General features: G+C 40.8%; 27 protein-coding genes. 12 read left to right on the top strand and 15 right to left on the bottom strand.

Features of this window, described 5'->3' with window-relative positions; all coding sequences use genetic code 11:
• Positions 1-15: 15 nt before the first annotated feature.
• The 6 genes from K217_RS0103295 to K217_RS0103325 form a co-directional block, all read right to left on the bottom strand.
• Complete coding sequence (locus tag K217_RS0103295) at positions 16-264, bottom strand: hypothetical protein (protein WP_029551708.1); 249 nt, start codon at positions 262-264, stop codon at positions 16-18.
• Positions 265-576 carry a hypothetical protein gene (locus K217_RS0103300; RefSeq protein WP_029551709.1) on the bottom strand — a complete coding sequence of 104 codons (312 nt, stop codon included), beginning with the start codon at positions 574-576 and terminating at the stop codon, positions 265-267. It abuts the gene before it with no gap.
• Positions 577-804: a hypothetical protein gene (locus K217_RS0103305; RefSeq protein ID WP_029551710.1), complete on the bottom strand. Its 228-nt coding sequence runs from the start codon at positions 802-804 to the stop codon at positions 577-579.
• Positions 805-1,011, bottom strand: a complete 207-nt coding sequence (locus K217_RS0103310) for a hypothetical protein (protein WP_029551711.1) — start codon at positions 1,009-1,011, stop codon at positions 805-807.
• A gap of 92 nt (positions 1,012-1,103) precedes the next feature.
• A complete protein-coding gene (locus K217_RS0103315) occupies positions 1,104-2,288 on the bottom strand; it encodes a porin (protein ID WP_029551712.1) in 1,185 nt (394 codons plus the stop codon).
• Positions 2,289-2,449: 161 nt separating this feature from the next.
• A complete protein-coding gene (locus K217_RS0103325; protein WP_231476988.1) occupies positions 2,450-3,544 on the bottom strand; it encodes a glycosyltransferase in 1,095 nt (364 codons plus the stop codon).
• A gap of 37 nt (positions 3,545-3,581) precedes the next feature.
• On the opposite strand from K217_RS0103325, the gene epmA reads away from it, so the two are divergent.
• Genes epmA through K217_RS0103345 form a run of 4 tightly spaced genes read left to right on the top strand, consistent with a single transcriptional unit; the run spans position 3,582 to position 7,257 of the window.
• Positions 3,582-4,493: an elongation factor P--(R)-beta-lysine ligase gene (gene epmA, locus K217_RS0103330; RefSeq protein WP_038028088.1), complete on the top strand. Its 912-nt coding sequence runs from the start codon at positions 3,582-3,584 to the stop codon at positions 4,491-4,493.
• Positions 4,490-5,710 carry a baeRF12 domain-containing protein gene (locus K217_RS0103335; protein WP_029551716.1) on the top strand — a complete coding sequence of 407 codons (1,221 nt, stop codon included), beginning with the start codon at positions 4,490-4,492 and terminating at the stop codon, positions 5,708-5,710. The genes epmA and K217_RS0103335 overlap by 4 nt, the downstream gene beginning before the upstream one ends.
• A gap of 9 nt (positions 5,711-5,719) precedes the next feature.
• The gene (locus K217_RS0103340) at positions 5,720-6,310 is read left to right on the top strand and encodes a LabA-like NYN domain-containing protein (protein WP_029551717.1); all 591 of its coding nucleotides are present in this window, start codon (positions 5,720-5,722) and stop codon (positions 6,308-6,310) included.
• Positions 6,298-7,257 (top strand): bifunctional riboflavin kinase/FAD synthetase, encoded by a 960-nt coding sequence (locus K217_RS0103345; RefSeq protein ID WP_038028089.1) that lies wholly within the window; start codon positions 6,298-6,300, stop codon positions 7,255-7,257. Before K217_RS0103340 ends, K217_RS0103345 begins: the two co-directional genes overlap by 13 nt.
• On the opposite strand, the gene K217_RS0103350 is transcribed toward K217_RS0103345, so the two are convergent.
• Genes K217_RS0103350 through K217_RS0103385 form a run of 8 tightly spaced genes read right to left on the bottom strand, consistent with a single transcriptional unit; the run spans position 7,214 to position 14,435 of the window.
• Entirely contained in the window at positions 7,214-7,492 is a 279-nt protein-coding gene (locus tag K217_RS0103350) for a hypothetical protein (RefSeq protein ID WP_029551719.1), read from the bottom strand. The genes K217_RS0103345 and K217_RS0103350 overlap by 44 nt on opposite strands.
• Positions 7,493-7,500: 8 nt before the next feature.
• A complete protein-coding gene (locus K217_RS0103355) occupies positions 7,501-8,691 on the bottom strand; it encodes a (Fe-S)-binding protein (RefSeq protein WP_029551720.1) in 1,191 nt (396 codons plus the stop codon).
• A gap of 48 nt (positions 8,692-8,739) precedes the next feature.
• Positions 8,740-9,993 (bottom strand): M16 family metallopeptidase, encoded by a 1,254-nt coding sequence (locus tag K217_RS0103360; protein WP_029551721.1) that lies wholly within the window; start codon positions 9,991-9,993, stop codon positions 8,740-8,742.
• Positions 9,990-11,243 carry a M16 family metallopeptidase gene (locus tag K217_RS0103365; protein ID WP_029551722.1) on the bottom strand — a complete coding sequence of 418 codons (1,254 nt, stop codon included), beginning with the start codon at positions 11,241-11,243 and terminating at the stop codon, positions 9,990-9,992. The genes K217_RS0103360 and K217_RS0103365 overlap by 4 nt, the downstream gene beginning before the upstream one ends.
• Positions 11,244-11,294: 51 nt before the next feature.
• A complete protein-coding gene (locus tag K217_RS0103370; RefSeq protein ID WP_029551723.1) occupies positions 11,295-11,693 on the bottom strand; it encodes an acyl-CoA thioesterase in 399 nt (132 codons plus the stop codon).
• Positions 11,690-13,327, bottom strand: coding sequence for a GspE/PulE family protein (locus K217_RS0103375; protein ID WP_029551724.1), 1,638 nt, complete (start codon positions 13,325-13,327; stop codon positions 11,690-11,692). The genes K217_RS0103370 and K217_RS0103375 overlap by 4 nt, the downstream gene beginning before the upstream one ends.
• Positions 13,320-14,111 (bottom strand): 3-methyl-2-oxobutanoate hydroxymethyltransferase, encoded by a 792-nt coding sequence (gene panB, locus K217_RS0103380; protein ID WP_029551725.1) that lies wholly within the window; start codon positions 14,109-14,111, stop codon positions 13,320-13,322. The genes K217_RS0103375 and panB overlap by 8 nt, the downstream gene beginning before the upstream one ends.
• Positions 14,112-14,114: 3 nt before the next feature.
• A complete protein-coding gene (locus tag K217_RS0103385; RefSeq protein ID WP_029551726.1) occupies positions 14,115-14,435 on the bottom strand; it encodes a hypothetical protein in 321 nt (106 codons plus the stop codon).
• A 130-nt stretch (positions 14,436-14,565) separates the two neighbouring features.
• Here K217_RS0103385 and K217_RS0103390 point away from each other — a divergent pair, with 130 nt between their 5' ends.
• Genes K217_RS0103390 through K217_RS0103420 form a run of 7 tightly spaced genes read left to right on the top strand, consistent with a single transcriptional unit; the run spans position 14,566 to position 22,096 of the window.
• A complete protein-coding gene (locus K217_RS0103390; protein WP_029551727.1) occupies positions 14,566-14,883 on the top strand; it encodes an MTH1187 family thiamine-binding protein in 318 nt (105 codons plus the stop codon).
• Positions 14,880-17,213, top strand: a complete 2,334-nt coding sequence (locus K217_RS0103395) for a Lon protease family protein (protein ID WP_029551728.1) — start codon at positions 14,880-14,882, stop codon at positions 17,211-17,213. The genes K217_RS0103390 and K217_RS0103395 overlap by 4 nt, the downstream gene beginning before the upstream one ends.
• 43 nt (positions 17,214-17,256) lie before the next feature.
• Positions 17,257-18,189, top strand: a complete 933-nt coding sequence (fabD, locus tag K217_RS0103400; RefSeq protein ID WP_029551729.1) for an ACP S-malonyltransferase — start codon at positions 17,257-17,259, stop codon at positions 18,187-18,189.
• Positions 18,190-18,202: 13 nt separating this feature from the next.
• Positions 18,203-19,642: an Asp-tRNA(Asn)/Glu-tRNA(Gln) amidotransferase subunit GatA gene (gene gatA / locus K217_RS0103405; protein ID WP_029551730.1), complete on the top strand. Its 1,440-nt coding sequence runs from the start codon at positions 18,203-18,205 to the stop codon at positions 19,640-19,642.
• Entirely contained in the window at positions 19,639-20,220 is a 582-nt protein-coding gene (locus tag K217_RS0103410; RefSeq protein WP_029551731.1) for a tRNA threonylcarbamoyladenosine biosynthesis protein TsaB, read from the top strand. The genes gatA and K217_RS0103410 overlap by 4 nt, the downstream gene beginning before the upstream one ends.
• A gap of 41 nt (positions 20,221-20,261) precedes the next feature.
• Complete coding sequence (locus tag K217_RS0103415) at positions 20,262-20,945, top strand: PilZ domain-containing protein (RefSeq protein WP_029551732.1); 684 nt, start codon at positions 20,262-20,264, stop codon at positions 20,943-20,945.
• Positions 20,942-22,096 carry an ABC transporter permease gene (locus tag K217_RS0103420; protein WP_029551733.1) on the top strand — a complete coding sequence of 385 codons (1,155 nt, stop codon included), beginning with the start codon at positions 20,942-20,944 and terminating at the stop codon, positions 22,094-22,096. The genes K217_RS0103415 and K217_RS0103420 overlap by 4 nt, the downstream gene beginning before the upstream one ends.
• On the opposite strand, the gene miaB is transcribed toward K217_RS0103420, so the two are convergent.
• The gene (miaB, locus tag K217_RS0103425) at positions 22,082-23,392 is read right to left on the bottom strand and encodes a tRNA (N6-isopentenyl adenosine(37)-C2)-methylthiotransferase MiaB (RefSeq protein ID WP_029551734.1); all 1,311 of its coding nucleotides are present in this window, start codon (positions 23,390-23,392) and stop codon (positions 22,082-22,084) included. The genes K217_RS0103420 and miaB overlap by 15 nt on opposite strands.
• Positions 23,393-23,412: 20 nt before the next feature.
• Here miaB and K217_RS0103430 point away from each other — a divergent pair, with 20 nt between their 5' ends.
• Positions 23,413-23,853: a nucleoside deaminase gene (locus K217_RS0103430; RefSeq protein ID WP_029551735.1), complete on the top strand. Its 441-nt coding sequence runs from the start codon at positions 23,413-23,415 to the stop codon at positions 23,851-23,853.
• Positions 23,854-23,864: the final 11 nt, after the last annotated feature.

Raw genomic sequence — 23,864 nt, forward strand, 5'->3', positions numbered from 1 at the left:
TAGCACAAGTAATCCTTATTCTTGCTTATGTGAAACTTCTAAGAATTTGTAGAGCAAAAACTTAATTTCCTTAAACCCTTCTTCCATTCTCCTCTCTACGGAGTCTATTCTTCTGTTGATGTCTTCAAACCTTCTGTTTATGTACTCAAACCTTTTACTTATGTCCTCAAATCTTTTGTTGATGAGGGAGACTGCTAAGGTGATAACTGCAGTTATGATGGAAGAAGTTCCCACGATGATTGTCAGAACTTGTTCCCAGCCCATTTATTCCTCCTTGTGTGGAACTTCCAAGACCTTATAAAGCAAAAACTTTATTTCTTTCAGCTCCGTTTCCATACGCCTTTCCAAAGAGTCTATCCTCCTGTTTATGTCTTCAAACCTCCTGTTCATGTCTTCAAATCTCCTGTTCATGTCTTCAAACCTTTTGCTAATATCTTCAAATCTTTTGTTTATGTCCTCAAACCTTCTGTTTATGTCCTCAAATCTTTTGTTAATGAGGGAAACCGTCAAGGTAATAACTGCAGTTATGATGGAAGAGGTTCCCACGATGATTGTCAAAACCTGCTCCCAACCCATTTATTCCTCCTTGTGTGGGACTTCCAAGACCTTATAAAGCAAAAACTTTATCTCTTTCAGTTCGGACTCCATGCGCCTCTCCAAAGAGTCTATCCTCCTGTTCATGTCCTCAAATCTTTTGTTCATGTCTTCAAACCTTTTGTTGATGAGGGAGACTGCCAACGTAATTATTGCAGCTACGATGGAAGAAGTTCCCACGATGATTGTCAAAACCTGTTCCCAACCCATTTACTCCTCCTTGTGCGGAACTTCCAAGACCTTATAAAGCAAAAACTTTATCTCTTTCAGTTCGGACTCCATACGCCTTTCCAAAGAGTCTATCCTTCTGTTTATGTCCTCAAACCTTTTGTTGATGAGGGAAACCGCTAAGGTGATAACTGCAGCTACGATGGAAGAAGTTCCCACGACGATTGTCAAAACCTGTTCCCAATTCATAGAATACTATTTTATGCCTCTTGAGAAATTTAGAGTTTCAAAATAAAAAAACCCCGCACAAGGCGGGGCTGGAGTAAAGGAGCTTTTAAGAGTTAGAATTGAACTTGGAATTGAAGAGTCACGTCGGTGAAGTTTTTGCCACCACCAGAAACGTTTGCTTTTGCAGCACTGTTGAGATTCACGCTATCAACACCAAGAGACACCTTTGCCGCTTGTCCTTTGATGTAGTAATGAGCCCACACGCCTACCCTTGTATTTTTGGGGTCAGTGCCAGATGCTTTTCTCTTGTTTTGCTCAAACTTTACAGCGAGGGCTGGTTTTCCAAAACCTACCACTTGGTCGTAAAGCAGTTGTCCTTGGGCATAGATGTGTGAAAGGTCTAAATCTGATGTACCATTCGCATCTTTAACACTTATATATCCCACTTGCAAGTTGGGCACTATATCTCCAAACTTTTGCTCGTATAGTGCATCTACTGTCCACATCTTTGTGTCTCTTCCATTCCTACCCACTACCCTATAACCTGCACCAATTGACAACACATTTTGCTTTCCAAGGTAGGTATCGCTTACGGTGTATCCAGTTTCAGGCTTAAAGCCAAGCATGGTGGGAGTAAATTGAAGCCTTAAAGTGTATGCCAGGCTGTCGTCTGTAGAGCTACCTATGGTGGCACCATCGGTTACAGCTAAGTAATACTTGAGCATTCCTTCTGCTACGTTACCCCAAACGACCACACCAGCGTCTCTGGGGCTGACATCAATATTTGTCTGCACATTTAGAGGATTAACACCAGGACCAAGCCCTTGACCTGCATACGAAGTAGGAACCAACAGAGCATATGTGCTGGTTAGCGATGCTCTGGAGAATGGCACCCTTTGCAATCCTGCTTGAACTCTAAGCTCGTCTGCAAACTTCAAGCCTATAAAGGCGTCCCTTACCCTAACACCAAAGGGTTCTGAAGTTCTTTCTGTACACTTTGGTTCACCATCTTCAATCTCATCACAATATTTGTCCTTTATCGCTCTTGTTCCTTCCAAGTTCATACCGAAATACACCAGCTTATTCACTTGCCCACTGGCGGTAATGTTGAATAGTTGCACTTTGAAGTTAGCCCTGCTTTTTTCGTTTGTTTTCCTCTTCCCCTCATAGGTTCCACGGATCATGGTGGAGAAGCCGATGTTGGCAAAGGTTTGTTCATCTACCTTTACCCTCCAGGCGTGGGCTGGCAATGTGGCAACCCCCATAAGTGCTGCCATAGCTAATAGGCTTTTCCTCATGTTTCTACCCTCCTTTAAAGTTTTTGATGGTTTTAATAATAGCATTTTAAGAAAAGTTTGTCAAGCGTTTTTTTTATTTGCAGGATTGCAGTTGGCTTTTTTAAGCTCTTTGTTTTTCCACACTTTTCGCCTTTGGATTTTTTGCAAGTTTGCAAAAGTTTTTAATCGGAAAGGGAGTTGATCAGATCAACCCACTTTTTGATGTTAGTCTCTATTGAGTAGTTCTTTGCGGTGTTTATTGCGTTTTCAGAAAGTCTTGAGTATTCTTCTTTGCTGATGTTTATCATTTTTTCAAGCTTTTGGGCTATTTCTTCTTTGTTGTCAACCTGGGCGCTAAAGCCGTTGAAGCCGTCTATCAGATATTCCCCAATGCCTCCTGCCAAGGTAGAAAGAACTACTTTACCACAGGCCATAGCCTGCAAAAGACTGCCCGCAATGCCTTCGGACCTTGAGGTAAGCACAAAGTAGTCCCCCGCTTGTAAGATTTTCTCTACATCTTCTCTGTAGCCGAGCGCTATGGTGTGGTTTTCAAGGTTGAAACTTTTTATAAGCTTTCGTGCCTGTTCTGAGTCTGTATCCTTTCCCACAAGTAATAATTTCAAGTTTTTGTGCTTTTTGACCACCCAAGAAAATACTTCCAAGAGCGTATCCTGACCCTTCCGCCAAGGTTGCCAATTGGCAACATTCACAAAAACCTTATGTTCTTTTCCCAAGCCAAGCCTTTTTCTGTATTCTTCCCTTAGCTCCTCCGAAGGTTTGAACCTTGAAAGGTCAATACCCGACTCTATAACCACTATCTTCTCCGGAAAAAAGCCAATGTTTATAAGATGCTCCGCCACCTTTTTGGAAACTACAACTATCTTATCCGCAAACCTATATTTAAGATGCTTTGAGAAAAAGGAAGGAGTAAAGCCAGACCTTCTTAGGGCTATTATCTTAGGTTTTTTCTTCAAAAACGGCAGTATGCCAATCACGTAATTTAAAGACCAAGAGGAGTTGGCTATCAAAACATCGTAGTTTCCCTCTTTGACAATTTGGTATAGTCTTAAGTAATTTTTTATGTTAAACCTTCTTTTACTGCCGTTATCCACCTCGTAGAACTTTAGTTCCACCTTTCCTTTTAGCCTTTCTATCATCTCTCTGTGCCCAAAGGCTAAGGCAAGATGCACTTCAAAGTGTTTGCTAAGGTGTAAAGCGTTTAGGTAGGTCTGTTCCTTAGTTCCGCACCATCCTAAGCCGTCTATAACTTCCAACACCTTCACCGCACTCTAAGTAATATAATATTTCACGCTTATGTTTAAAAAGACAGAAAACTTGCTTACCGCCTGGGCAGATTTTTTAGACACCATACGGAACTTCTTTAAATCAAAAGGTTACTTAGAGGTAACAACTCCGACCTTACAGAAATACCCAAACGTGGATCCCAACTTAGAACCTATCAAGGTCAAGCTTAATCTAAAGGGAAAGGAAAGGGAGTTTTGGCTTCATACTTCACCCGAGCACGCAATGAAAAAATTGCTTGCAAAGTTCCCGACAAACATGTTCCAGATAACCAAAGTTTTCAGGAATGGAGAATACGGAAGACTACACAGACCAGAATTTACCATGCTGGAGTGGTATAAGCTAAGGGCAAACTACGAGCACCTTATAGAAGAGATTGGAGAACTTTTAAAAGTCTTTGGGTTTGAAAACTACGAGGTCCTTGAGCTTGAAAGTGCCTTTGAAAAATACTTAGGTGTGGTTCTATCCGAAGATGAAGAGGTCCTAAAAAACAATCTCATATCTTACGGATATGAGTTTGACGATAAGGAAAATTGGGAGAGCTTATTTTACCGCCTATACATAGATTTGGAAAAGCACCTTGGCTTTGAAAATCCTACCTTCCTCGTAAATTTCCCTTCCCAGCTTGCAATTTACAGCGTGGTAAGGGACAGATACGCAGAAAGATTTGAGCTATACATAAAGGGTGTCGAAATAGCAAACGGATGGACGGAGGAAAGGGACCCGGAAAAAGTAAGAAAAAGAATGGAGTTGTGGGTAAAGGATAGAAAACTTCCGGTGGATGAAGAGCTTTTGCATGCGTTAGCCAATCTACCAGAATTTGCAGGATGTTCCATAGGCTTAGAAAGATTGTTTATGGTAGTTTATAATATAGAAAGCTTAGACAAACTTCCTTGGACCTTTACGATGGAGGAAAAAGAATGAACAGTCTAAAGGACGCCCTTAAAACACTTTTGGAACCTTCCTATGCTCCCTTTTTAGTTTCAAGCCTTTATTTGAGACTTACACCAGAAAGCAGAGCGGATCAGAAATATCTAAAGGTCTTTAAAAACATGGTAAAGGCTCAAAAAGCGAACCTGGAAAAGAGAAACCTCAGCAGAGAAGTCTTTGACTCTGTATTAGAAGACTTTCAAAAAATGGAGGCTTTTGTTGGCGATCCGGAAAATTTGAAGTCCTGTGGAGCAATAGCCATCTTTTCGTGCAGTAGTAAAAACGTATTTGTTCCCGTAAAGCTTCCTTACGCATACAGAGACAGGTTGATGGTGTCAGTAAATCCGTTGGTCAGGGAAATAGCAGCCATAGACGAAGAATTAGGTAGAATTGGCGTTGTTCTTTTAGACAGAAAGCACATTAGGTTCTTTTTGATGGATTTTGAAAGCATTGTAGAAGTTTCTGATTTTCTGGAACCGTTGGCCACAAGGTCCCATAGGTTTCACAGCGGTGGTGCTGCGTTGAAGGGAGCACAAGGCACCTTTAAATACTCCATACCCTCGAGGGCTTCATCACCAAACATGGTCCAGCACTCTATGGGTGAATACAGGTTCCACATGAGGATTCAGGAAGAAAAGCACAGGATATTTAAAATAGCCAACGACGCCCTTATGGAAGCATGGAAAGAAAGCAAGTTTGACAAGTTGGTCATAGGAAGCTTAAGGGAAGATATAAAAGACATAGAAAGTCACCTACACACTTACCTTTTGGAAAGATTGGTGGGCTATGTAAGGCTAAATCCTTCGGAGGCAAATGAGCAGGAGATTAGGGAAAAAGTCTTGGACTTGCTTTGGCAGAAAGACAGAGAGCAAGAGGAGAGTCTTATAAATCAGCTTAGGAGTTTGGAAGGGGAAGGTTTAGCGGTCAGCGGTCTATCAAAGACTCTTGAGCAGTTGTACGTAGGAAACGTAAAGACCCTTCTTGTCGCAGATAGCTTTGAAAAACCGGGTTTTTACTGTCCGCAGTCTAACTTGCCAACCTTAAAGCCCGAATGCCCAGTGGATGGAGAGGTGCCCTATCCAGTGGAGGATGTGGTGGATGAGATAATAGAACTTGCTTTAGAAGAGAGGGCAAGCGTAGAAGTAATAATCAGAGAAGACCTTCAGAAGAAGTTGGACGGCGTGGGAGCTCTTTTGAGGTGGCGGATATAAACTTTTTTTATGGAAAAGGTAGCGGTATTCATAGATGGCTCTAATATTTTCCACGCCATAAGACAGCTGAACATAAAGATAGACTACACAAAGCTCGTGGACTTTCTAAAAGAGGACAGAAGGCTTATAAGGGCATATTTTTATGGTGCGGTTCCACAGGAAAAGGACCTAAAAAAGAACACACCCGAGTGGGAAAGCTATCTAAGACAAAAAAGATTCTTAGAGGAACTATCACTGCAAGGCATAAAGGTAAAGACTGCAAACCTAAGAAGACTTCCCAGTGGAGAGTTTATAGAGAAGGAGGTGGATATAATGTTGGCTACCGACATGTTAAGCCTTGCGTATAAAAATGTATATGACACTGCCATCTTAGTAAGTGGAGACAGCGATTTTTCTTATACAGTGGAAGAAATTCAAAGCTTGGGTAAAAGGGTAGAAAACGCATCTTTTAAGAAGACAAGTTCTCATATTCTTAGAAAGGTCTGCGATAGATTTATTCTATTGGATGACTACCTTGATAGGTTTGTGGTGGAGGAAAAACTGCAGGTAAGTCAGGAGGTTAGCTTTTGGGAAAAGGTGCTCAAACTATGGAAAAGGTAGTTTCTCTTAACCTAAACTCAAAGTGTTTAAAGGAATTAGACTGCGTAGATGAGTTGGAAGGTGATTGGGCAATTACGGTGGGCGTTTTTGACGGCGTTCATCTTGGACATAGATATTTAATACAAAAGCTTGTGGATAATGCAAGAAAGAGAAATCTTAAATCTTGTGTTCTGAGCTTTTATCCACATCCCTCAAAGATCCTATCTCCAAGCCAACAGCCTTGCGAACTAACAGATCCTTTGGAGAGGGCAGAGAGGATCCTAAGTCTTGGTGTGGATAAAGTGGTTTATATAAACTTTGATAGAGAATTTTCTAAAATAAGGGCAGAGGATTTTCTGAAGGATGTTATCTACAGAAGGTTAAAGTGTAAATATCTTTTGGTGGGATATGACTGGAGGTTTGGCTACAGAAGGGAGGGAGAAATAGAATTAGCAAAGGAATTTGGACAAAAGTTGGGTTTTGAGGTAGAAACCGCAGAACCGTTTTATAAGAACGGGCACCTAATAAGTAGCACCTATATTAGAAGGCTTCTACACAGCGGGAGGTTAGAAGAAGCTTTTGAATACTTAGGAGAAAGGTATTACATAAGAAGAAAAGTAGTGAAGGGTTCAGGTAGGGGCAGTTTGCTTGGCTATCCCACCGCAAACCTTGGAGGAACAGAAAACCTGTGTTTAAAAGAAGGAGTGTATGCGGTTATGGTAGATGATAAATATTTAGGCGTTGCAAACTACGGCTATAGGCCTACCTTTGATGGAAGGACAAAGGTGCTTGAGGTTCATCTTTTAGACTTCAAGGGCAACTTAAAGAGCAAAAAAGTAAAAGTGGAGTTTTTGAGTTTTATAAGGGAGGAGAGAAAGTTTTCCTCAAAAGAAGAGTTAATCAAACAAATAGAAAGGGACATTGCTACCGTGCAAGATAGCTTCCGTAAAGTATTTCCCCGTTTTTGAGAAGCACAAAGGACTTTTCCATCTTATCCTTTAGCCCCTTTTTGTTTTCTATAAAGTCATAAAGCGTCTTTGGCTCTCCGTGGGCTTTTAGTAAGTATTCTTTTTCTTCTCCGTTGTCAAAGATTATCTTTACAGGCAAGCAGTAAAACTTTGAGTTCTCTCCTTCTGAACATCTATGTATCTCGCCTATAATTTCAATAGCCTTGCTTCTGGCAATGATGTCCTCTTGTTTCATGCAATAAATTATAATCGCTCCTCAAGGTGTTCTGCCAAGTAATCCGCAAGGTGCATAACCTTTTGCCCCGTTTTGTAGGTCTTTACACCATCTGTTAAGTTAAGAACACATCCGGGACAGGAGGTCAAAACTACGTCTGCGCCGGTTTTGTTGATATCCTCTATCTTTTCTCTTTGAATTTTTTCAGAGAGTTTTGGGTTTGTTATTGAGAAAAGTCCCGCAAAGCCACAGCAGGACTTATCCTTTTCCCCTTTTATCAGCTCATCTGATTCTACCCTTTGGATCACACCGTAAAAAACCTTTTCACTCACCTTCATCGCACTGTATGAATGGCAGGGCACGTGAAAGGTAACCTTTTCCCCTTTTCCTTTGAAATTTAGCCTACTTTCAAAGATTATCTCAGAAAAGTCATAAACCTTTTTGTCTATGCCATAGTCTTCCTGTAGGGCTCCTCCGCATGTGGGACAGGCTACCACTATGGCATCAAACTCATACTTTCCCATCTCTTTTAGGTTATGTTCTTTAAGCTTTTCAAAAGCAGATATGTTGCCAGAGTAGTAATGAGGCGCTCCACAGCACTTTATATCCTCCGGCACTATCACGGTCCAACCTGCTTTGTTCATAAGCTTGACCACGCTTTCCCCCGTTTTGGAATAGAAGGCGTCTATCATACAACCTGTAAAAAACAGTAGTTTTCCTTTTTCCTGCTCAGCCTTGAAGGTTTTACCCCTTAAACCAAAAGCCTTTCCATCGGGCTTTGGCATAAACTTGACCGCTCCTGTGGGAAAGAACACTCTAAACTCTTTGTAAGGAAGCTTGTCCATTACTTTCCCCAAAAACTTAACCGCTTTCCTCCCCACATTGGACTGCAAAACATCCAAGGCTTTAAGTCCAGTTTCTTTGATGAGGGATCTATCCTGTTTGTTTCTGGCACTGACGATGATTTCCTTGTATTCCACGCCGTTGGGACAGATCCACTCGCACCTTCTACACATGGCACACTGGTCTAAGTGTTTGTAAGCTTCCTTAGTTTCCGATATTTCCCCCTTTAGCAACATCTCAGCCAACACAAGCCTACCCCTTGCAAACCCACCCTCCTCCTTTATGTATGGATAGGTGGGACAAACGGATTTACACAGAGCGCACTTTACGCACTTTTGAGCTAAGTCCAAAGAGATCTCTACTTGCTTTTTATACATAGGGCTTAAAGATATGCTAAAAACCTTATCTTTATGTGATTAGTCTCATTATGGCTCCACCACCACACAGTGATAGCCTTTTTTTAGAGCGTCCCTCACTTTTAGCACATCTTGTAAAGAAACCTCCTCTATGTGCTTTACGTAATCTTGCTCCATCTTGTATCCAAATCCTACAATTTCCCAAAAGCCTAAGTAAAAGGCTTGCCTTCCTCTCGTTTGTCTATCCAAAAGGTAACCACCTATGATCTTTCTTTTGGCGAGAGCTATGTCTTCTTCAGTTATGTTTGCGTCCTGCACCACCCATATTAGGTCCTTTATTGCACTTTCCTTCTTTTCGGGGGAAGTGCCTATGTAGGCAAATAGCCTTGGAGAGTAAAGCCTGATGGGAGACATAGAATAGGTAGCGTAGGCATAGCCTCTTTTTTCTCTAAGTTCGTCAAAGAGCTTGGAGGTCATTCCATCTCCAAGAATGCTGTTTAGAACTCTAAAGGCAAAAAAGTCTTTACCCTTTGGGGGCACCCCCTGAAAGGCACAAAGGACAGTTGCCTGAGAACCATCCCTTTGAACCTTCTGTATAAGACTATCTTCTACCAAAAGCTCCTGCGTGCTAAAGCTAAATTCCCCCGAAGGTAGGCGAGAAAAGACTTCTGAAAATTTTCTTTCCATTTCTACAAGATCAACATCTCCCACAACCGCTACTACAACGTTTTTGCCCTTCAAAAGCTCCTCCCACCTTTTCAAAAGGTCTTCCCTACCTATCTTTTGCAGATCCTCTTCTGTCCCTAAGGGGGAAACTTCGTAGGTAGTTCCTTTGTAAGTTATAAGTCTTAGCTTTTCCATTGCAAGCTCAAAACCATCCTCCCTTCTTGACCTTATGCGGGACAGGGCTCTCCTTTTTTCCACCTGAAGGTTTTCTTCTTTGAAGGATGGTTCAAGGAGAATACTCTCTATAACCTTCAGAGCTTGATCAAGCCCTTGGGGCCTTGTGGCAAAGCTTATCTCCACATAATCGTCTGCAGCAGAAGAACTTATGAATCCTCCCCAATCTTCAAAGGCGCTGGCAATTTCATAAGAGCTGTAGGTTTTTGTCCCCTTTGTCAAAAGGACTGCCATTAGGTTGGTGGTTCCTCTCTTTCCTTCTCCGTGTGTGCCCCCTTTTATGAAAATGGAGCCTGCAATAATTCCTCTACCCTTTGTCTCCTTTAGGATCAACTTAACACCGTTTTCCAAAACAACCTCCTTCAAGTTCTGACCTCCATAGACTAAGCCCAAAAGCAAAAAAATTATAAGGATTGTTTTCATCTTTGTGGCACCATAAGTATCTCAGAGTAAGGTTTGCTGAGTATGTATTTTCTTAAAACGTCTAACACGTCCTTCTTTCTCACAGACCTTATGTTGTTTTCAAAATACAGATAGTAGTCCAAAAGTCCCACCACAGTCAGAGAATAGCCAATGTAGTATGCTTCCCTCTGAACTTTTTCTAAGGAAAAAACTTCCGAGTTTATGATCTTTTGCTTTGCCTTTTGCACATCCTCATCTGTGAGGTTCTGGGACAAAGTTTCAAGCATCTCATAAACTTTCTTTTTCACCTCTTCGTATTTTTCTGGGTCAGAAACCGCAGAGATAACAAAGAGGTTGTCCCTTGGTCTTGCAAAGTCCCCTGAGTAAACAGAGTAGGCAATACCCTTTTCCACGAGCTCCCTATACAAAATTGACGTCCTTCCACCACCTAAGATTTGGTCTAAAACCAAAAGGGAATAGTATTCCTTAACACCTACGGGCATTACTCTCCAACCTATTATCCAATAGGCCCTCTCAAGTCTTTTATCTTCTATTTTCTTAAACCTTGGTTCCAACTGTTCAGGTTCTGGGACATATTGACTTCTTACCACAGGCTTGCCCGCTTCTTTGCCAAAAGTTTGTTCTACGTATTCCTTCACCTCTGACGGATCCACATCTCCCACAACCACAATTACCATATTTTGAGGCTGGTAGTAATTTCTAAAAAACTCAAGCAAGCTTTCTCTTGTAAATCTGCTTATGGTTTCTTCATAGCCTATTATGGGATGTCTGTAGGGAGAAACTTTATAAACAAGCTTTTCAAACTCCTCCCAAAGCACGTCTGTAGGATCGTCCTTTCCCCTCCTTAGCTCTTCTATAACTATAGGTTTTTCTTTTTCTATCATATCTTCATCTAGCTTGGGTTTTTGTGTAAGCTGATAGAGAACCTCTAAGGCTTCCTTCCAATAAGGCTTGGCTATGTTTATGTAGTAAAAGGTATATTCCTTAGAAGTTCCCGCATTCATCCTACCGCCAAAACCTTCCACGATCCTATCTATCTCACCGTAAGCGTATTTTTCAGAACCATTAAAAAGCATATGCTCAAGAAAGTGTGCCATACCCTTTTGTTGATAGTTTTCTTCTATGGAACCAACCCTAAACCACACTTGCAAGGATACCGCCTCTGTATCCTCCCTTTTCTTTACAACCAAAACCGCTCCGTTGTTTAATCTATACTTTGCTATTTCTTGCAAAGCCAAAGCCTGAGCCATAAAAACAACCTCCAAAAGTAAAATAAGAACAGCTATCACAAGATAATGATTTTAATTTTTTTCGTTGATTTTGCAACCCAACAGATCTTTAAGTTTTTGCGGTATAGAAACTATTTTTGCCCCTTTGGTAAAGCAATGTTTGGTTTTTCCCACTGCCTTTAGTCTCTCTTCAACCCACACCTGATAGCTGAAATGGAAAAAATACCTATCCATCTCCGTTAGATTAACTTCCACATTTACTTCCTGATCGTAGAGTATGGGTTCCCTAAATTGACAATAGGCTTCAAGCAAGACAACTTCATAACCTTCCTCTCTGAGCTTAGAGTAAGGCACGCCTATGCTTCTCAAAAACTCACCCCTTGCTTCCTCGAAGAGCCTAAAGTAGTTTGAATGATGGACTATTCCTTGAGCATCTGTTTCGTAAAAGTGAATGCGCCTTTTGTATATCACTTTGCTAAAACCCTTTCTACCTCTGCTATATCCGTTATACCTTTGCGGACCTTAGCGGTAGCACCTTTGACAATAAGTTTTCTCATTTCTTCGTCCACTTCCAAAATTTCATGAACCGCAATCCTCCCTTTATAGCCCGTACCATTACATTGCTCGCACCCACCGGGCTTTGCCTTATAGATTGTTATATCTTCGTCTATGCTTTTTAATACGCCCAATCTCAGCAGTGCTTCCCTTGGTGTATCGTCTACGATTTTACACTTAGGACACAGTTTTCTTAGCAATCTTTGGGCAACCACAAGTATGACAGAAGAACCAACCAAGAATGGTTCTATACCCATGTCAACAAGTCTGGTTATAGAAGAAGGTGCGTCGTTGGTATGCAAAGTAGAAAATACTAAGTGTCCAGTAAGAGCTGCCCTTATACCTATTTCTGCGGTCTCTGTATCTCTTATCTCTCCTATTAGGATTATGTCTGGGTCTTGCCTTAGAAAGGCTCTTAAGGCTGACGCAAAGGTGAGTCCTATTCTTTCGTTTATCTGCACTTGGTTTAGTCCTGGGATGGAAACCTCCACTGGGTCCTCTGCTGTCATTATGTTGACATCTGGACTATTTCTCTCCATCAATGCAGCATACAAAGTAGTGGTTTTCCCAGATCCCGTAGGACCAGTAACCAGCACCATACCCCACGGTGTCCATATAGCCTTCCTAAACTTTTCTAAGTCGTCAGGTTCAAAGCCAAGGTCTTCCAGCCTTACATTAAGATACTTTTCTGCCTCTTGAATTCTCATAACTATTTTTTCCCCATAAACAGTGGGAACAGTGGAAACCCTAAGGTCTACCTTTTTACCACCGATCTTTACCCTTATCCTACCATCCTGAGGCCTGCGCTTTTCTGATATATCCAAGTTTGACATTATCTTAAATCTTGCAGCTACCGCATCCTTTATATGCACCGGCAATTCGTGAAATATTCTTAATACTCCATCTACTCTGTATCTAACTATCAACTTTTTTTCTTGGGGCTCTATGTGTATATCCGACGCTCCCACATTTACCGCTTCCATTATAATAAAATTAGCCAGTCTTACTATGGGTGCTTCAGAAGCTTCCCGTCCCAAAATGTCGGGGGATAATTCGGTTTCCCCTGCTTCTATTTCAATATCACCTACTTCACCTATTTCTTCTAAAATCTTCCCCTCCGGTGGATATAGTTTATTTAGAATGTCCTCTATAACCTTCTTTGAGCTTGCATAAGGTATTATGTTGTCAATTCTGCTGGCAAACCTCAATTCGTTTATTGCAGACTGATTGAACGGATTTGTCATAACTACGATAAGCTTGTTATCTTTGTAGCTAACAGGAGCTATCAAGTGTTTTCTTAGTATATGCTGAGGCAGTTTGTTCAGTATTTCAGCAGGTATATTTATATCCTGTGGATTGCCTTTCCACAGTTTGTTAGAGGCGTACTTTGCGTAAAAATCCAAAAGTTTATTATCATCTAAAAAACCAAGCCTTAATAGCGTGCTTATAATATCCTCGTCCTTTTCCTTAGAAGATAGTGCTTTTGCAACCTGTTCCTTAGTTATGTATCCTGTTCTGTTAAAAAACTCTAAAAGCTTAACATCATCCATAGCTTTCTGCTTCTGTGGGGAAGCGTCCCTTTTCTACATCCTCCTTAAACTCGCTTAGAGCTTTCCTAAACAACTCTATTCCGTTTAAGTACCTTCTAACGAACTTTGGCTTTATATCCTCCACCAAACCTACCAGGTCGTGAAAAACAAGCACCTGTCCGTCGCAGTAAGGCCCTGCGCCTATTCCTATGGTTATAGACTTAGCAGACTCTGTTATTTCTTTTGCAAGAGTTAGGGGAACCGCCTCTAAAACTATCATAAACGCTCCAGCTTCTTGCAAGATCTTAAAATCCCTCTTAACCCTTTCTGCTTCCTCCTCTTTGCCCACCACCCTGTAACCACCTATGGTGTTTATCTTTTGAGGAGTAAATCCAACATGTCCCACTACGGGAATACCTATGCTTACCAGTTTGTAAACTAACTCCGCAATCTCTTCTCCACCTTCCAGCTTTACTGCATTCGCTCCTGATTCTTTAATCACCTTGCCACAGTTTTCCAGTGCCTTTTCTAAGCTTGTGTGATAACTCATAAAGGGCATATCGGTTATAACAAAAGCCTCTTTAGCTCCCCTTCTGACTGCTTTTGTATGATAGATCATCTCCTCTAAGGTTACTTCTAAGGTAGAACTTTTTCCTTGGAAAACCATTCCCAACGAATCACCCACCAAAATACAATCAATACCAACCTGATCGCAAAGCTTGGCAGAAATATAGTCGTAAGTTGATATCATCGTGATCTTTTCCTTATTTTCCTTCTTCTTAAAGAGGGACCGAATGGTAATCATTACTCAGCTTTTTTCTTCTTCTTTTAAAGAAACTTCTTCCTTTGCTCCATCCAACGTTTGGAGAAGTTCAAAAGCTAACGCTCTGACTTTTTCCAGATCCTGAAGTTCCCTTAACTCCCTTATTAACGGAAAAAGTATGCCTAACAGTTTATCCTTGTGAGGTCCTTCCCCAACCTTAATCTGATAAGCGCTTGCAATTATAGGGTTAATAACTGCCTGAGTTAATTCTTTTGCAAGCTTTCTATCTTCTACTTTGCTTAGGGCTTCCAATTCTTCGTGTATTTTATTCAACAGATTTAAACCAAATTCATATTCCCTTGTCATTACTATAGCTCCTCCACATGTAATTTCTCAAAAAATGCGCTACTCTTTTATTATAACTTGAAATTTTAAAGGGAAAGTTCTTTGTAAGGAACCTATCTTCCTCAAACTCTGTTATAATTGAAGAAAAGCCATGAGCATACTTGTATTTGTTAGTATGACCCCCTTGGGCAAAGGGGAAAGTGTGAGCCATTATGTCTCAAGGGTTGTGGATGTTATAGACAAATCAGGATTGCCTTACGTGCTTACACCTATGGGAACCATTGTGGAAGGGGAAAGCTGGGAGGAGGTGATGGAAGTCCTAAAGAGGGGCTTTGAGGAGCTAAAGAAAGACTGTTCCAGAATCTCCATAACTATGAAAATAGACTACAGAGAGGGCAAATCAGGTAGATTGGTTTCCAAGGTAAAATCTGTGGAGGAAAAACTGGGTAGAGAGATTAAAAAGTTGTGAGTGTAAAAAAGCTAAGCAGAAAAGACTTAGAGTATGGTTATGCATTTAAAGTTTCAACAAGCGAAGTAGAACCGGAAGAGCTCTTCCTAAAGCAATATAGAGTAGAAAAAGCTTTTGATTTAGCTCTTAGCACAACCAGTGAAGGATACAATCTGTTTATCTCTGGTCCAGAAAGCGTAGGAAGAACCACCTATGCATTGCGGAGACTGAAGGAAAAGGCACAAACGGAACCCGTTCCCGAAGACTTGTGTTATGTGTATAACTTTGACGATCCCCTGCGTCCAAAGTATCTACTCTTACCAGCGGGAGTTGGAAGAGGTTTTGTAGAAGAAATAGAGAGAATAGTAGAGCTGCTCAAAACAGAAATACCCAAAGCTTTTGAAAGCAAGGAATATGAAGAAGAAGTTGCCAGAATAACGAAGGAAATAGAAAAGAAAAAAGAAGAAATACTAACAAACTTGGCAAAGGAGGCAGAGGCTAAGAACCTGGGAGTTGTAGTCACTTCAATGGGAATAAAGCTATTACCTATAGTCGGCAGGCGTATAGTGGAGGAGCCAGAGCTATTTGCCAACCCAAAAATTCAAGAAAGCTTTCAAAAGAATCTGTCAGAATTTGAAGAACAATTTAGGGATTACATCAGAGAACTCAGAGAGGCGGACCATGAACTTATTGAAAAACTGAGAAAGCTTAAAGAAAAGGTAGCAACTTTTGTAGTTGAAAAGTTATTTTCAAAATGTGATGAAAAGTACTGTAAATACCCTACTATAGCTGAATTTTTGGAAAGGCTAAAGAGAGAGATCGTAAAGAGCGTGGACCTTTTTCTTATGTGGAAAAGTGCTATGGGAAATACTTTTATGCTAACTTACCTGGAAAAGGCCTTTAGAAAATTTAAGATAAACCTGATTGTGGATAACTCGGAACTAAAGGGTGCCCCTGTAATTTACGAAGAGGTGCCTTCTTTTCAGAGTCTCTTTGGCAGTATTTCCTATAGCATGGAGATGGGCGTGCTTTATGCGGATCACACGAGCATAAAGGCGGGTAGCTTACACAAAGCCAGAGGTGGATATCTTTTGCTCAGAGTGTCTGACCTTCTAAAAAACTATTTCCTTTGGGATGCATTCAAAAAAGCTATCATGCACTCAAAGGTGCACATTCCAGGTTACGCCTTAGAAGACTTATTTTTATCTTATATTGGCATTTCTCCTGAACCTATACCTATTCGTTTAAAGGTAGTTCTTATAGGAGATTATCTAACCTACCAGTTACTTTCCCTTTATGATCCTGAGTTTAGAAGACTTTTTAAGATCAAGGCAGAATTTGATCCGGTGGTAGATTTAGACCAAGAGGTTTATGATAAATTCCCACGCTTGGTAAAAAAGATAATACAAGATGAAGGTATAAAAGATTTAGAACCTGAGGCCCTATCTGAGTTGTTCAAACACGCAGTAACACTCTCAGGAAGCACCAAAAAGATCAGCATAGTTATGGGAGATATGGTGGATATTATGAGAGAGGCTAATACTTTTGCAGGAGAAGACAAACTGATAAGGAGAGAACATATAAAGAGGGCAATAGAGGAAAAGTTCTACAGATCAAACCTAATAGAGGAGAAAATAAGAAAGGCTATATTGGAAGGAAAAATAATATGCTCAGTAAAAGGCAAAAGTTTGGGACAAGTGAATGGGCTTAGCGTTTATGAGCTTGGAGACATTAGCTTTGGAAAACCAACAAGAATTACCGCATCTGTTTATCCTGGTGAAAAGGGTGTGGTAAGTATTGAAAAAGAAGTAGCACTAAGTGGTCCAATCCACTCAAAGGCTGTTCTAACACTTAGTGGATACTTAAACGGAAAATATGGTAAAGAGGTTCCCCTTTATCTTTCCTGCACCCTAACTTTTGAGCAATCTTATGAAGAAGTGGAAGGAGACAGTGCTTCTGTGGCTGAACTTTTAGCCATACTTTCTGCTATTGCAGAAGTTCCAGTAAGACAAGATATAGCAGTTACAGGTTCAATAGATCAGTTTGGAAATGTTCAACCTGTAGGTGGAATCAAGGAAAAGGTGGAAGGATTTTATAAAGTTTGTAAGGCATTGGGCTTTACAGGAACGCAGGGAGTTATAGTGCCGTCAAAAAACTGGGATAACTTAGTTTTGTCTGATGATGTTTTGGAAAGTGTAGAAAAAGGCGAGTTTCACATATATCTAATAGATACCGTAGACGATGCTATTGAACTGATGACAGAGATGAACGCTGAAAAATTCCACAAGCTTGTTAAGAAAAGGCTTATGGAATTTTACAAAAAGATAACCATGAGGAGGGACAAAGTTTAGAGCATAGGGTTTGCTTTGTGTTATACTTTACTCATTCAAGGCTATGAGAAAGATAGCTTATGTGTTTCCCGGACAAGGTTCTCAGTATGTTGGGATGGGCTATGATTTTTACAGAGAGTTTCCAACTGCAAGGGACGTTTTTCACTCCGCAGAAAAAGCACTTAGGTATGACCTTCCCAGTATAGTATTCAAAGGTCCAGAAGAGGAATTGAACAAAACGATAAACACTCAGCCAGCCATACTGACAACTTCTGTAGCTATTTATAAGGTAATGGTAGAGCTTGGCTTTCCAAAACCAGATGTGGTAGCTGGACACTCTTTGGGGGAATACTCCGCTTTGGTGGTAGCAGGTGGTGTGGAAATTTTTGAGGCGGTAAGGTTAGCTCACCTAAGAGGAAAGCTCATGCAGGAAGGCGTTCCAGAAGGAAAAGGCGCTATGGCTGCAATACTCAAACTCTCCCCAGAAAAGGTGGAAGAGATATGTAGGCAAGCAAGCGACGTGGGAGTTGTGGAACCTGCAAATTACAACTCACCGGAGCAAACTGTAATCTCAGGAGAAAAACAAGCGGTGGAAAGGGCTATGGAGATCGCAAAGCAAATGGGAGGTAAAGCCATTCCTTTAAAAGTTTCTGTCCCTTCTCACTGTTCTTTGATGAAAGGACCGGCAGATGCCTTCAGACTAAAGCTTGCCCAAACCCCAATAAAGAACCTTTCAATTCCCTTAGTGCAGAACTACACCGCAAGAGAACACACTATGGCCCACGAGGTTAGAGAAAATCTATACCGTCAGCTGTTTTCACCCGTAAGGTGGTATCAGAGCGTGCAGTATATGGTAGATAAACTTGGAGTGGGTGTGTTTGTAGAAATAGGGCCAAAGAACGTACTTTCTAAACTGATACAACAAACAGTTAGTGGTGTTTCAGTTTTTAACGTAGAGAAGTTGGAAGACTTAGAAAAGCTCAAAAAAGCGCTGTGATAAAATAGGCATCATGCTTTGGAAGAGATCTGCTTATGAGCTTTTGTCTTTGATGAAAAGAAAAGAAGTAAAACCTGTGGAAGTGCTGGACGCTTTTTATAGCAGATATTTAGAAACAGAGGATAAAGTTAAAGCATACATAACCGCTTTTTACGAAGATGCAAGGGAACAGGCAAAGGCTTTGGAAAACAAAAATCCAGAAGACTATCCCCTTTATGGCATACCAATCGCCATAAAGGACAACATAAACGTAGAAGGATACCCCACCACATGTGCGTCAAGGATCCTTGAAAACTACATATCCCCTTACGATGCGACTGTTGTAGAAAAACTTAAGCTTGCGGGTGCTTTGATAGTTGGGAAGACCAACATGGACGAGTTTGCCATGGGCTCATCCACAGAATACTCTGCCTTTTTTCCCACAAAAAACCCATGGGATTTAGAAAGGGTGCCGGGAGGCTCCTCTGGTGGTTCTGCGGTGGCAGTTGCGGTCCAATCTGTACCACTTTCCCTCGGCTCAGACACGGGAGGTTCCATAAGACAGCCCGCGAGCTTTTGTGGTGTTATTGGGCTAAAGCCAACTTATGGAAGAGTTTCCCGTTATGGACTGGTTGCCTTTGCTTCCTCCCTTGATCAGATAGGACCCTTTGGGAGGTGGGCAAAGGATGTAGCGCTGATCATGGAGGTTATAAGCGGTTTTGACCCAAAAGATTCCACCAGTGTAAGGGTGGAGGTGCCAAAGTTCAGCCAGGAGATAGAAAATGTCCCAGAAAAGCTAAGGGTAGGCATTCCAAAAGAGTTTTTTGAATTTGAGATAGAAGAAGGAGTAAAAGAGTGCTTCGATGGGTTTTTAAAGTTTTTAGAATCTCAAGGGTTTGAATTGGAGGAAGTATCCCTTCCCCACAGCAAGTATGCCATACCCACATACTACATAATCGCACCTTCGGAGGCAAGCTCCAATTTGGCAAGGTATGACGGCGTGCGATTTGGATACAGGGCAAAAGCCAAAGACATAAACCAGATGTATGCAGAAACCAGAGATTACGGTTTTGGTCCAGAGGTAAAAAGGAGAATACTTTTGGGTACCTTTGCACTATCTACCGGATACTACGAAGCCTATTACCTAAAAGCAATGAAAGTAAAAGCTCTCATAAAAAGGGACTTTGAAGAAGCTTTCAAAAAGGTTGATGTTATAGCTTGTCCCACCTCACCTACCACTGCCTTTAAGTTTGGAGAAAGAACTTCCGACCCAATAAAGATGTATTTGGCGGATATATTTACCGTTAGCGTAAATTTAGCGGGACTTCCGGCCATATCTGTTCCCATAGGAAAGACCAATGGACTGCCCGTAGGGGGACAGCTCATAGGAAAAGCCTTTGATGAAACCACACTTTTGAAACTTGCCTATCTTTGGGAACAAAATTACAAACACTACGAAGAAACACCTTTATGAAAATACTTTCCTTAGACACTTCCTTTTCTTTCCTAAACCTTTCGGTGTTAGAAAATGGAAAGCTAACCTTAATTTACTATGAGGATAGCAACAAAAAGTCTTTGGAACTTTTGCCCACTGTGCTTAGAAAACTGGGCTTGGAACCAAAAGACTTTGATGCCTTTTGTGTATCCATCGGAGTAGGTTATCTAACCTCCCTTAGAGTGGGAATAACCTTTATGAAAACCTTAGCATACATAAACCAAAAACCTATATACACATACGAAAACTTAGAACTTATGCTTAAATACACTTTAACTCCCCCACCAAAGTCTGCTTTCCTGAAGGTAAGCAGAAACCTATTTTACAGGGTGAGTGATGGAAGCTCTTTAAGCCCAGTAAAAGTTTGGAAGGGAGAACCTTTGGAAGGTAACGTAATAGCCCTAAGGTCCCATTCTGTGGATTTTGCCAACTACCAGCTTGATTTTTTCCCTTTTTCAGCCTACGGAGCCCTTCTGGCATACGAAAGGTTCCTGTCCGGTGACAAGGGAGAGGATGTTTTTAAGTTGGAACCGTATTATATTAATTCTTTGCCTTAACTGTGCTTAGGTAATTTCTTACCCAGCGTATAATACTCTTTATGAATGTTTATGACATACTAAAAGACATAAAAGAGGGACATAGCTATGAAATAATAACCACTTGGCACGGTATTCCGGTCAAAATTAGGTTAAAGGTTAAGTGGGTTTCTTTGCAGGACAGGTTCATAAGTTTTGATTTTTCTGAGTGTAAATTTAGGCGCGCTTTTGCTGAAGAGAAAGTGTATATAAAGTTAGGTGAAATTTACATTGAATGTGACATCTTTAGCAATATAAGAGATGAGCTGGTTCTTTCGGCTAACAGTATAAGCCCTCCACCCCCAGTTATAATGAGGGAGTTTGTAAGGGTCGAACCAGATGAAAACAAGCCAGTTTTTGTGTCTTTTTGCATAGGCGACGAATGCATAGGTCCTGCAAAGGCAGTAGATATTAGCGAAAAAGGTGTGGGTATTGTGCTTTCAAAACAAGAGGTAGAAAAGCTGTTTTCAGCTTTAGGCACAGACAGTAAGGAAGTTTATCATAATAACATCCCTTTAATTATAGAGATTCCTGGAGAAAGCCCGATAAATGCAGTTGGAGAGTTAAAAAATATCATAGGTAAGCAAGATGAAGTTTATTTTAGATTAGGTTTTAAATTAGATTTAAAGCCTTCAGATCTAAAAAAATTAAGGAACTACATAATTAATCGCCAAAGAGAAATACTGGATAAACTTAGGACTTTATGAGTTTGATTCTTAGATTAGCTATCAGATATCTTACGAGCGTTAAAGGTTCTGCTCTGTTAGTATCTCTAATTGCTTTTTTGGGAATATCTCTCAGCGTAAGTGCCATATTGCTTACGATGGGCACTTTTTCTGGGTTTCAAAAGGCGCTCAAAGAAAAAATTTTATCCACCACACCTCATGTAATAATCAGCGTAATTGAAGAGGGTAACTACGAGGTAGAAGAAAGGAAATTAAAAAACCTTCCTGAAGTAAAGAATGTGATTTATGTAACAATATATCAGGGTATGATTTCCAAAGAAGGAAGAGTGCAAGCGGTGAGTGTGAAGGGAATGAAGAAGGAAGAGGTAGGTTTAAACGCAGAAGGTGGTGTTTTGGTAGGGGAAGGTTTAGCCAGTTTATTGGGTATAGGATTGTGGGATGAGATAGTGTTAATTTCTCCGTTCAGTGTGAGAACACCCCTTGGCTTTGTCCCAAAGGTGGGATACTACAAGGTGGTAGGTTTTATAAAAACGGGCACTTTTGAGCAGGATTATCTAACAGTAATAATGCCCATAGAGGATGCTCAAAAATTCTTTGGACAGCAATGGCAACTGAAGGGTTACGAGGTGTATATAAAGGATCCTTACTTAGCCCAAGAGGTAAAGGAAAAGATAGGGAGAATATTCGGTTCAAAGGCTTTTGTTAGTTCGTGGATAGACCTAAATCGTCAGCTCTTTAACGCTTTACAGCTTGAAAAGATGGCTATTTTCTTTGTCTTACTGCTCATGGCAACCCTATCCTCCTTTAACATAACAAGCCTGCTTTTTATGAAAGTAAGGGACAAGGTAAGGGATATAGCGGTGCTTAGAACTTACGGATTTAAGAGGAAAGACATAATGCTTACCTTTTTAATGCAGGGTCTTATTTTAGGTTTCAGCGGTGCCGTTTTTGGAACATTCTTGGCTTTTGTTGGGCAGTTCTTGATAAACCACTACAGGCTTATAAGGGTGCCTTCAGAAGTTTATCTGATGGATCACATTCCTTCCAACATAGAACTGGTGGATGGAATTATTACTTTTGTTTTGGCATTGCTGATTTCACTTTTGGCAAGCCTTATACCTGCCTACAGGGCAGGGAAATTGAGCGTGGTAGAAATTCTAAGAAAGGACTGAAACAAGTTTGCAATCCAAGCTATACGGATGTGCTTTTACCACCTGCACCAACACAGTTTTACCTAAGAGCTCTTTTGGTCCTTCCACATTGGCCCATCTGTTGGTGCGCGTCCTTCCTATCAGTTTGCCATTTTCCCAACCTTCAATTAAAACTTCCTGATAGGTGCCCTCGTATCCTTTGGCTATTTCAGAAAGAATAGCCTTTTGAACATTCAAAAGCCTTTCCATCCTTGCGGTCTTTATTTCGTCTTCTACCTGACCTTCCATAGAGTAAGCGGGAGTTTGGGGCCTTGGAGAAAACTTAAAGGAAAAGAGCTGTTCAAACTTTACAGTTTTTATCAAATCAATGGTTTCCTCAAAGTCTTCTTCGGTTTCCGTAGGAAAGCCTACAATAACGTCTGTAGAAAAAGTTATGCCCTTTTTGTATTCTCTTAGCATTTGGATTTTTTCCAAGTATTCTTCCTTTGTGTACCCTCTGTCCATGAGTTTTAGGATACGGTTAGAACCTGCTTGCACAGGCATGTGTATATGTTCGCAAACCTGAGGTATCTCTCCTATTGCCTTTGCTATTTTTTCGTCCATATCTTTTGGATGTCCTGTGGTGAATCTTATCCTTTCTACTCCATCCACCTCCGCAACTCTGTAAAGCAGTTCAGAAAAGTGCATGCCTATGTCTTGACCCCAAGCGGTTACGTTCTGTCCAAGAAGGTGTATTTCTTTAACACCATCATCTATTAGATACTTTACCTCCGATAGAATGCTTTCCAAGCTTCTTGACCTTTGCCTTCCTCTTGTCTTTGGCACTACACAGTAAGTGCAGTTTTTGTCACATCCTTTCATAACTGTAACGTATGCACAGTATTGATTGTCCCTAACGGTTGGATACTCCCAAAGCTTATCTTCGTCCTCGGGTGGATTTTCCAATATGGCTATAGCCTTGTAACCTGCCTGCGCTTGCTGGATAAGCTCTGGAAGCTGGTGTATGTTGTAGGAGGAAAACATAATATCCACTACTGGAGCTTTTTTAACAAGCTCCCAACCCATTCTTTGAGCCAAACAACCACACACTCCTATCAGTGCCTTTGGGTTCTTTTCCTTTATCTTTTTGTACTCACCAAGATAGGAGTATACCTTTTGGTCTGGTTTTTCTCTTATGGTACAAGTGTTTATAAGTATTAGATCCGCCTCTTCGTAGTTATTTGTTTGCTCGTATCCCAAGCTATGTAAAATCCCCTTTATTCTCTCCGAGTCGTTAAAGTTCATCTGACAACCGAAGGTTTTTATGAAAAACTTCATATTTAATAATATAAACCCCTATGGAAAAAAGGTGGATAAAAGCCTGCTTGGAAGAAGCAAAAAAAGCCTATAAGATTGGAGAGGTACCCGTAGGTGCCATAATCGTAAAGGACCGCAAAATAGTATCCAGAGCGCACAACAAGGTTGAAAGGTTAAAAGATGCCACAGCCCATGCGGAAATGTTGGCTATAAAAAGGGCCTTAAAAAAACTTAAGACAAAATACCTTTATGGTTGCACTATGTATGTTTCTTTGGAGCCCTGTCCTATGTGTGCTTATGCACTAATTTTAGCTCGCATAGAAAAAGTAGTTTTCTTGGCAAAAAGTGAAAAAACTGGAGCGGTTATGAGTCTTTATAATCTGTTGGATGACCTTCGTTTTAATCACAGGGTAAAATGGGAGTACAGGCCTTTCAAAGAAGCACAACTGCTTGTTGAAAAGTTTTTTGAAATAAAAAGATGAAAGTCCATGAT

Source organism: Thermocrinis jamiesonii, assembly GCF_000702425.1.
Lineage (GTDB): Bacteria > Aquificota > Aquificia > Aquificales > Aquificaceae > Thermocrinis > Thermocrinis jamiesonii.

Excerpts from the sequence above, each read along its gene's own strand:
- K217_RS0103295 (WP_029551708.1), bottom strand. The coding sequence starts at position 264 with ATGGGCTGGGAACAAGTTCTGACAATCATCGTGGGAACTTCTTCCATC.
- K217_RS0103300 (WP_029551709.1), bottom strand. The coding sequence starts at position 576 with ATGGGTTGGGAGCAGGTTTTGACAATCATCGTGGGAACCTCTTCCATC.
- K217_RS0103305 (WP_029551710.1), bottom strand. The coding sequence starts at position 804 with ATGGGTTGGGAACAGGTTTTGACAATCATCGTGGGAACTTCTTCCATC.
- K217_RS0103310 (WP_029551711.1), bottom strand. The coding sequence starts at position 1,011 with ATGAATTGGGAACAGGTTTTGACAATCGTCGTGGGAACTTCTTCCATC.
- K217_RS0103315 (WP_029551712.1), bottom strand. The coding sequence starts at position 2,288 with ATGAGGAAAAGCCTATTAGCTATGGCAGCACTTATGGGGGTTGCCACA.
- epmA (WP_038028088.1), top strand. The coding sequence starts at position 3,582 with ATGTTTAAAAAGACAGAAAACTTGCTTACCGCCTGGGCAGATTTTTTA.
- K217_RS0103335 (WP_029551716.1), top strand. The coding sequence starts at position 4,490 with ATGAACAGTCTAAAGGACGCCCTTAAAACACTTTTGGAACCTTCCTAT.
- K217_RS0103340 (WP_029551717.1), top strand. The coding sequence starts at position 5,720 with ATGGAAAAGGTAGCGGTATTCATAGATGGCTCTAATATTTTCCACGCC.
- K217_RS0103345 (WP_038028089.1), top strand. The coding sequence starts at position 6,298 with ATGGAAAAGGTAGTTTCTCTTAACCTAAACTCAAAGTGTTTAAAGGAA.
- K217_RS0103350 (WP_029551719.1), bottom strand. The coding sequence starts at position 7,492 with ATGAAACAAGAGGACATCATTGCCAGAAGCAAGGCTATTGAAATTATA.
- K217_RS0103355 (WP_029551720.1), bottom strand. The coding sequence starts at position 8,691 with ATGTATAAAAAGCAAGTAGAGATCTCTTTGGACTTAGCTCAAAAGTGC.
- K217_RS0103360 (WP_029551721.1), bottom strand. The coding sequence starts at position 9,993 with ATGAAAACAATCCTTATAATTTTTTTGCTTTTGGGCTTAGTCTATGGA.
- K217_RS0103365 (WP_029551722.1), bottom strand. The coding sequence starts at position 11,243 with ATGGCTCAGGCTTTGGCTTTGCAAGAAATAGCAAAGTATAGATTAAAC.
- K217_RS0103375 (WP_029551724.1), bottom strand. The coding sequence starts at position 13,327 with ATGGATGATGTTAAGCTTTTAGAGTTTTTTAACAGAACAGGATACATA.
- panB (WP_029551725.1), bottom strand. The coding sequence starts at position 14,111 with ATGATTACCATTCGGTCCCTCTTTAAGAAGAAGGAAAATAAGGAAAAG.
- K217_RS0103385 (WP_029551726.1), bottom strand. The coding sequence starts at position 14,435 with ATGACAAGGGAATATGAATTTGGTTTAAATCTGTTGAATAAAATACAC.
- K217_RS0103390 (WP_029551727.1), top strand. The coding sequence starts at position 14,566 with ATGAGCATACTTGTATTTGTTAGTATGACCCCCTTGGGCAAAGGGGAA.
- fabD (WP_029551729.1), top strand. The coding sequence starts at position 17,257 with ATGAGAAAGATAGCTTATGTGTTTCCCGGACAAGGTTCTCAGTATGTT.
- gatA (WP_029551730.1), top strand. The coding sequence starts at position 18,203 with ATGCTTTGGAAGAGATCTGCTTATGAGCTTTTGTCTTTGATGAAAAGA.
- K217_RS0103410 (WP_029551731.1), top strand. The coding sequence starts at position 19,639 with ATGAAAATACTTTCCTTAGACACTTCCTTTTCTTTCCTAAACCTTTCG.
- K217_RS0103415 (WP_029551732.1), top strand. The coding sequence starts at position 20,262 with ATGAATGTTTATGACATACTAAAAGACATAAAAGAGGGACATAGCTAT.
- K217_RS0103420 (WP_029551733.1), top strand. The coding sequence starts at position 20,942 with ATGAGTTTGATTCTTAGATTAGCTATCAGATATCTTACGAGCGTTAAA.
- miaB (WP_029551734.1), bottom strand. The coding sequence starts at position 23,392 with ATGAAGTTTTTCATAAAAACCTTCGGTTGTCAGATGAACTTTAACGAC.
- K217_RS0103430 (WP_029551735.1), top strand. The coding sequence starts at position 23,413 with ATGGAAAAAAGGTGGATAAAAGCCTGCTTGGAAGAAGCAAAAAAAGCC.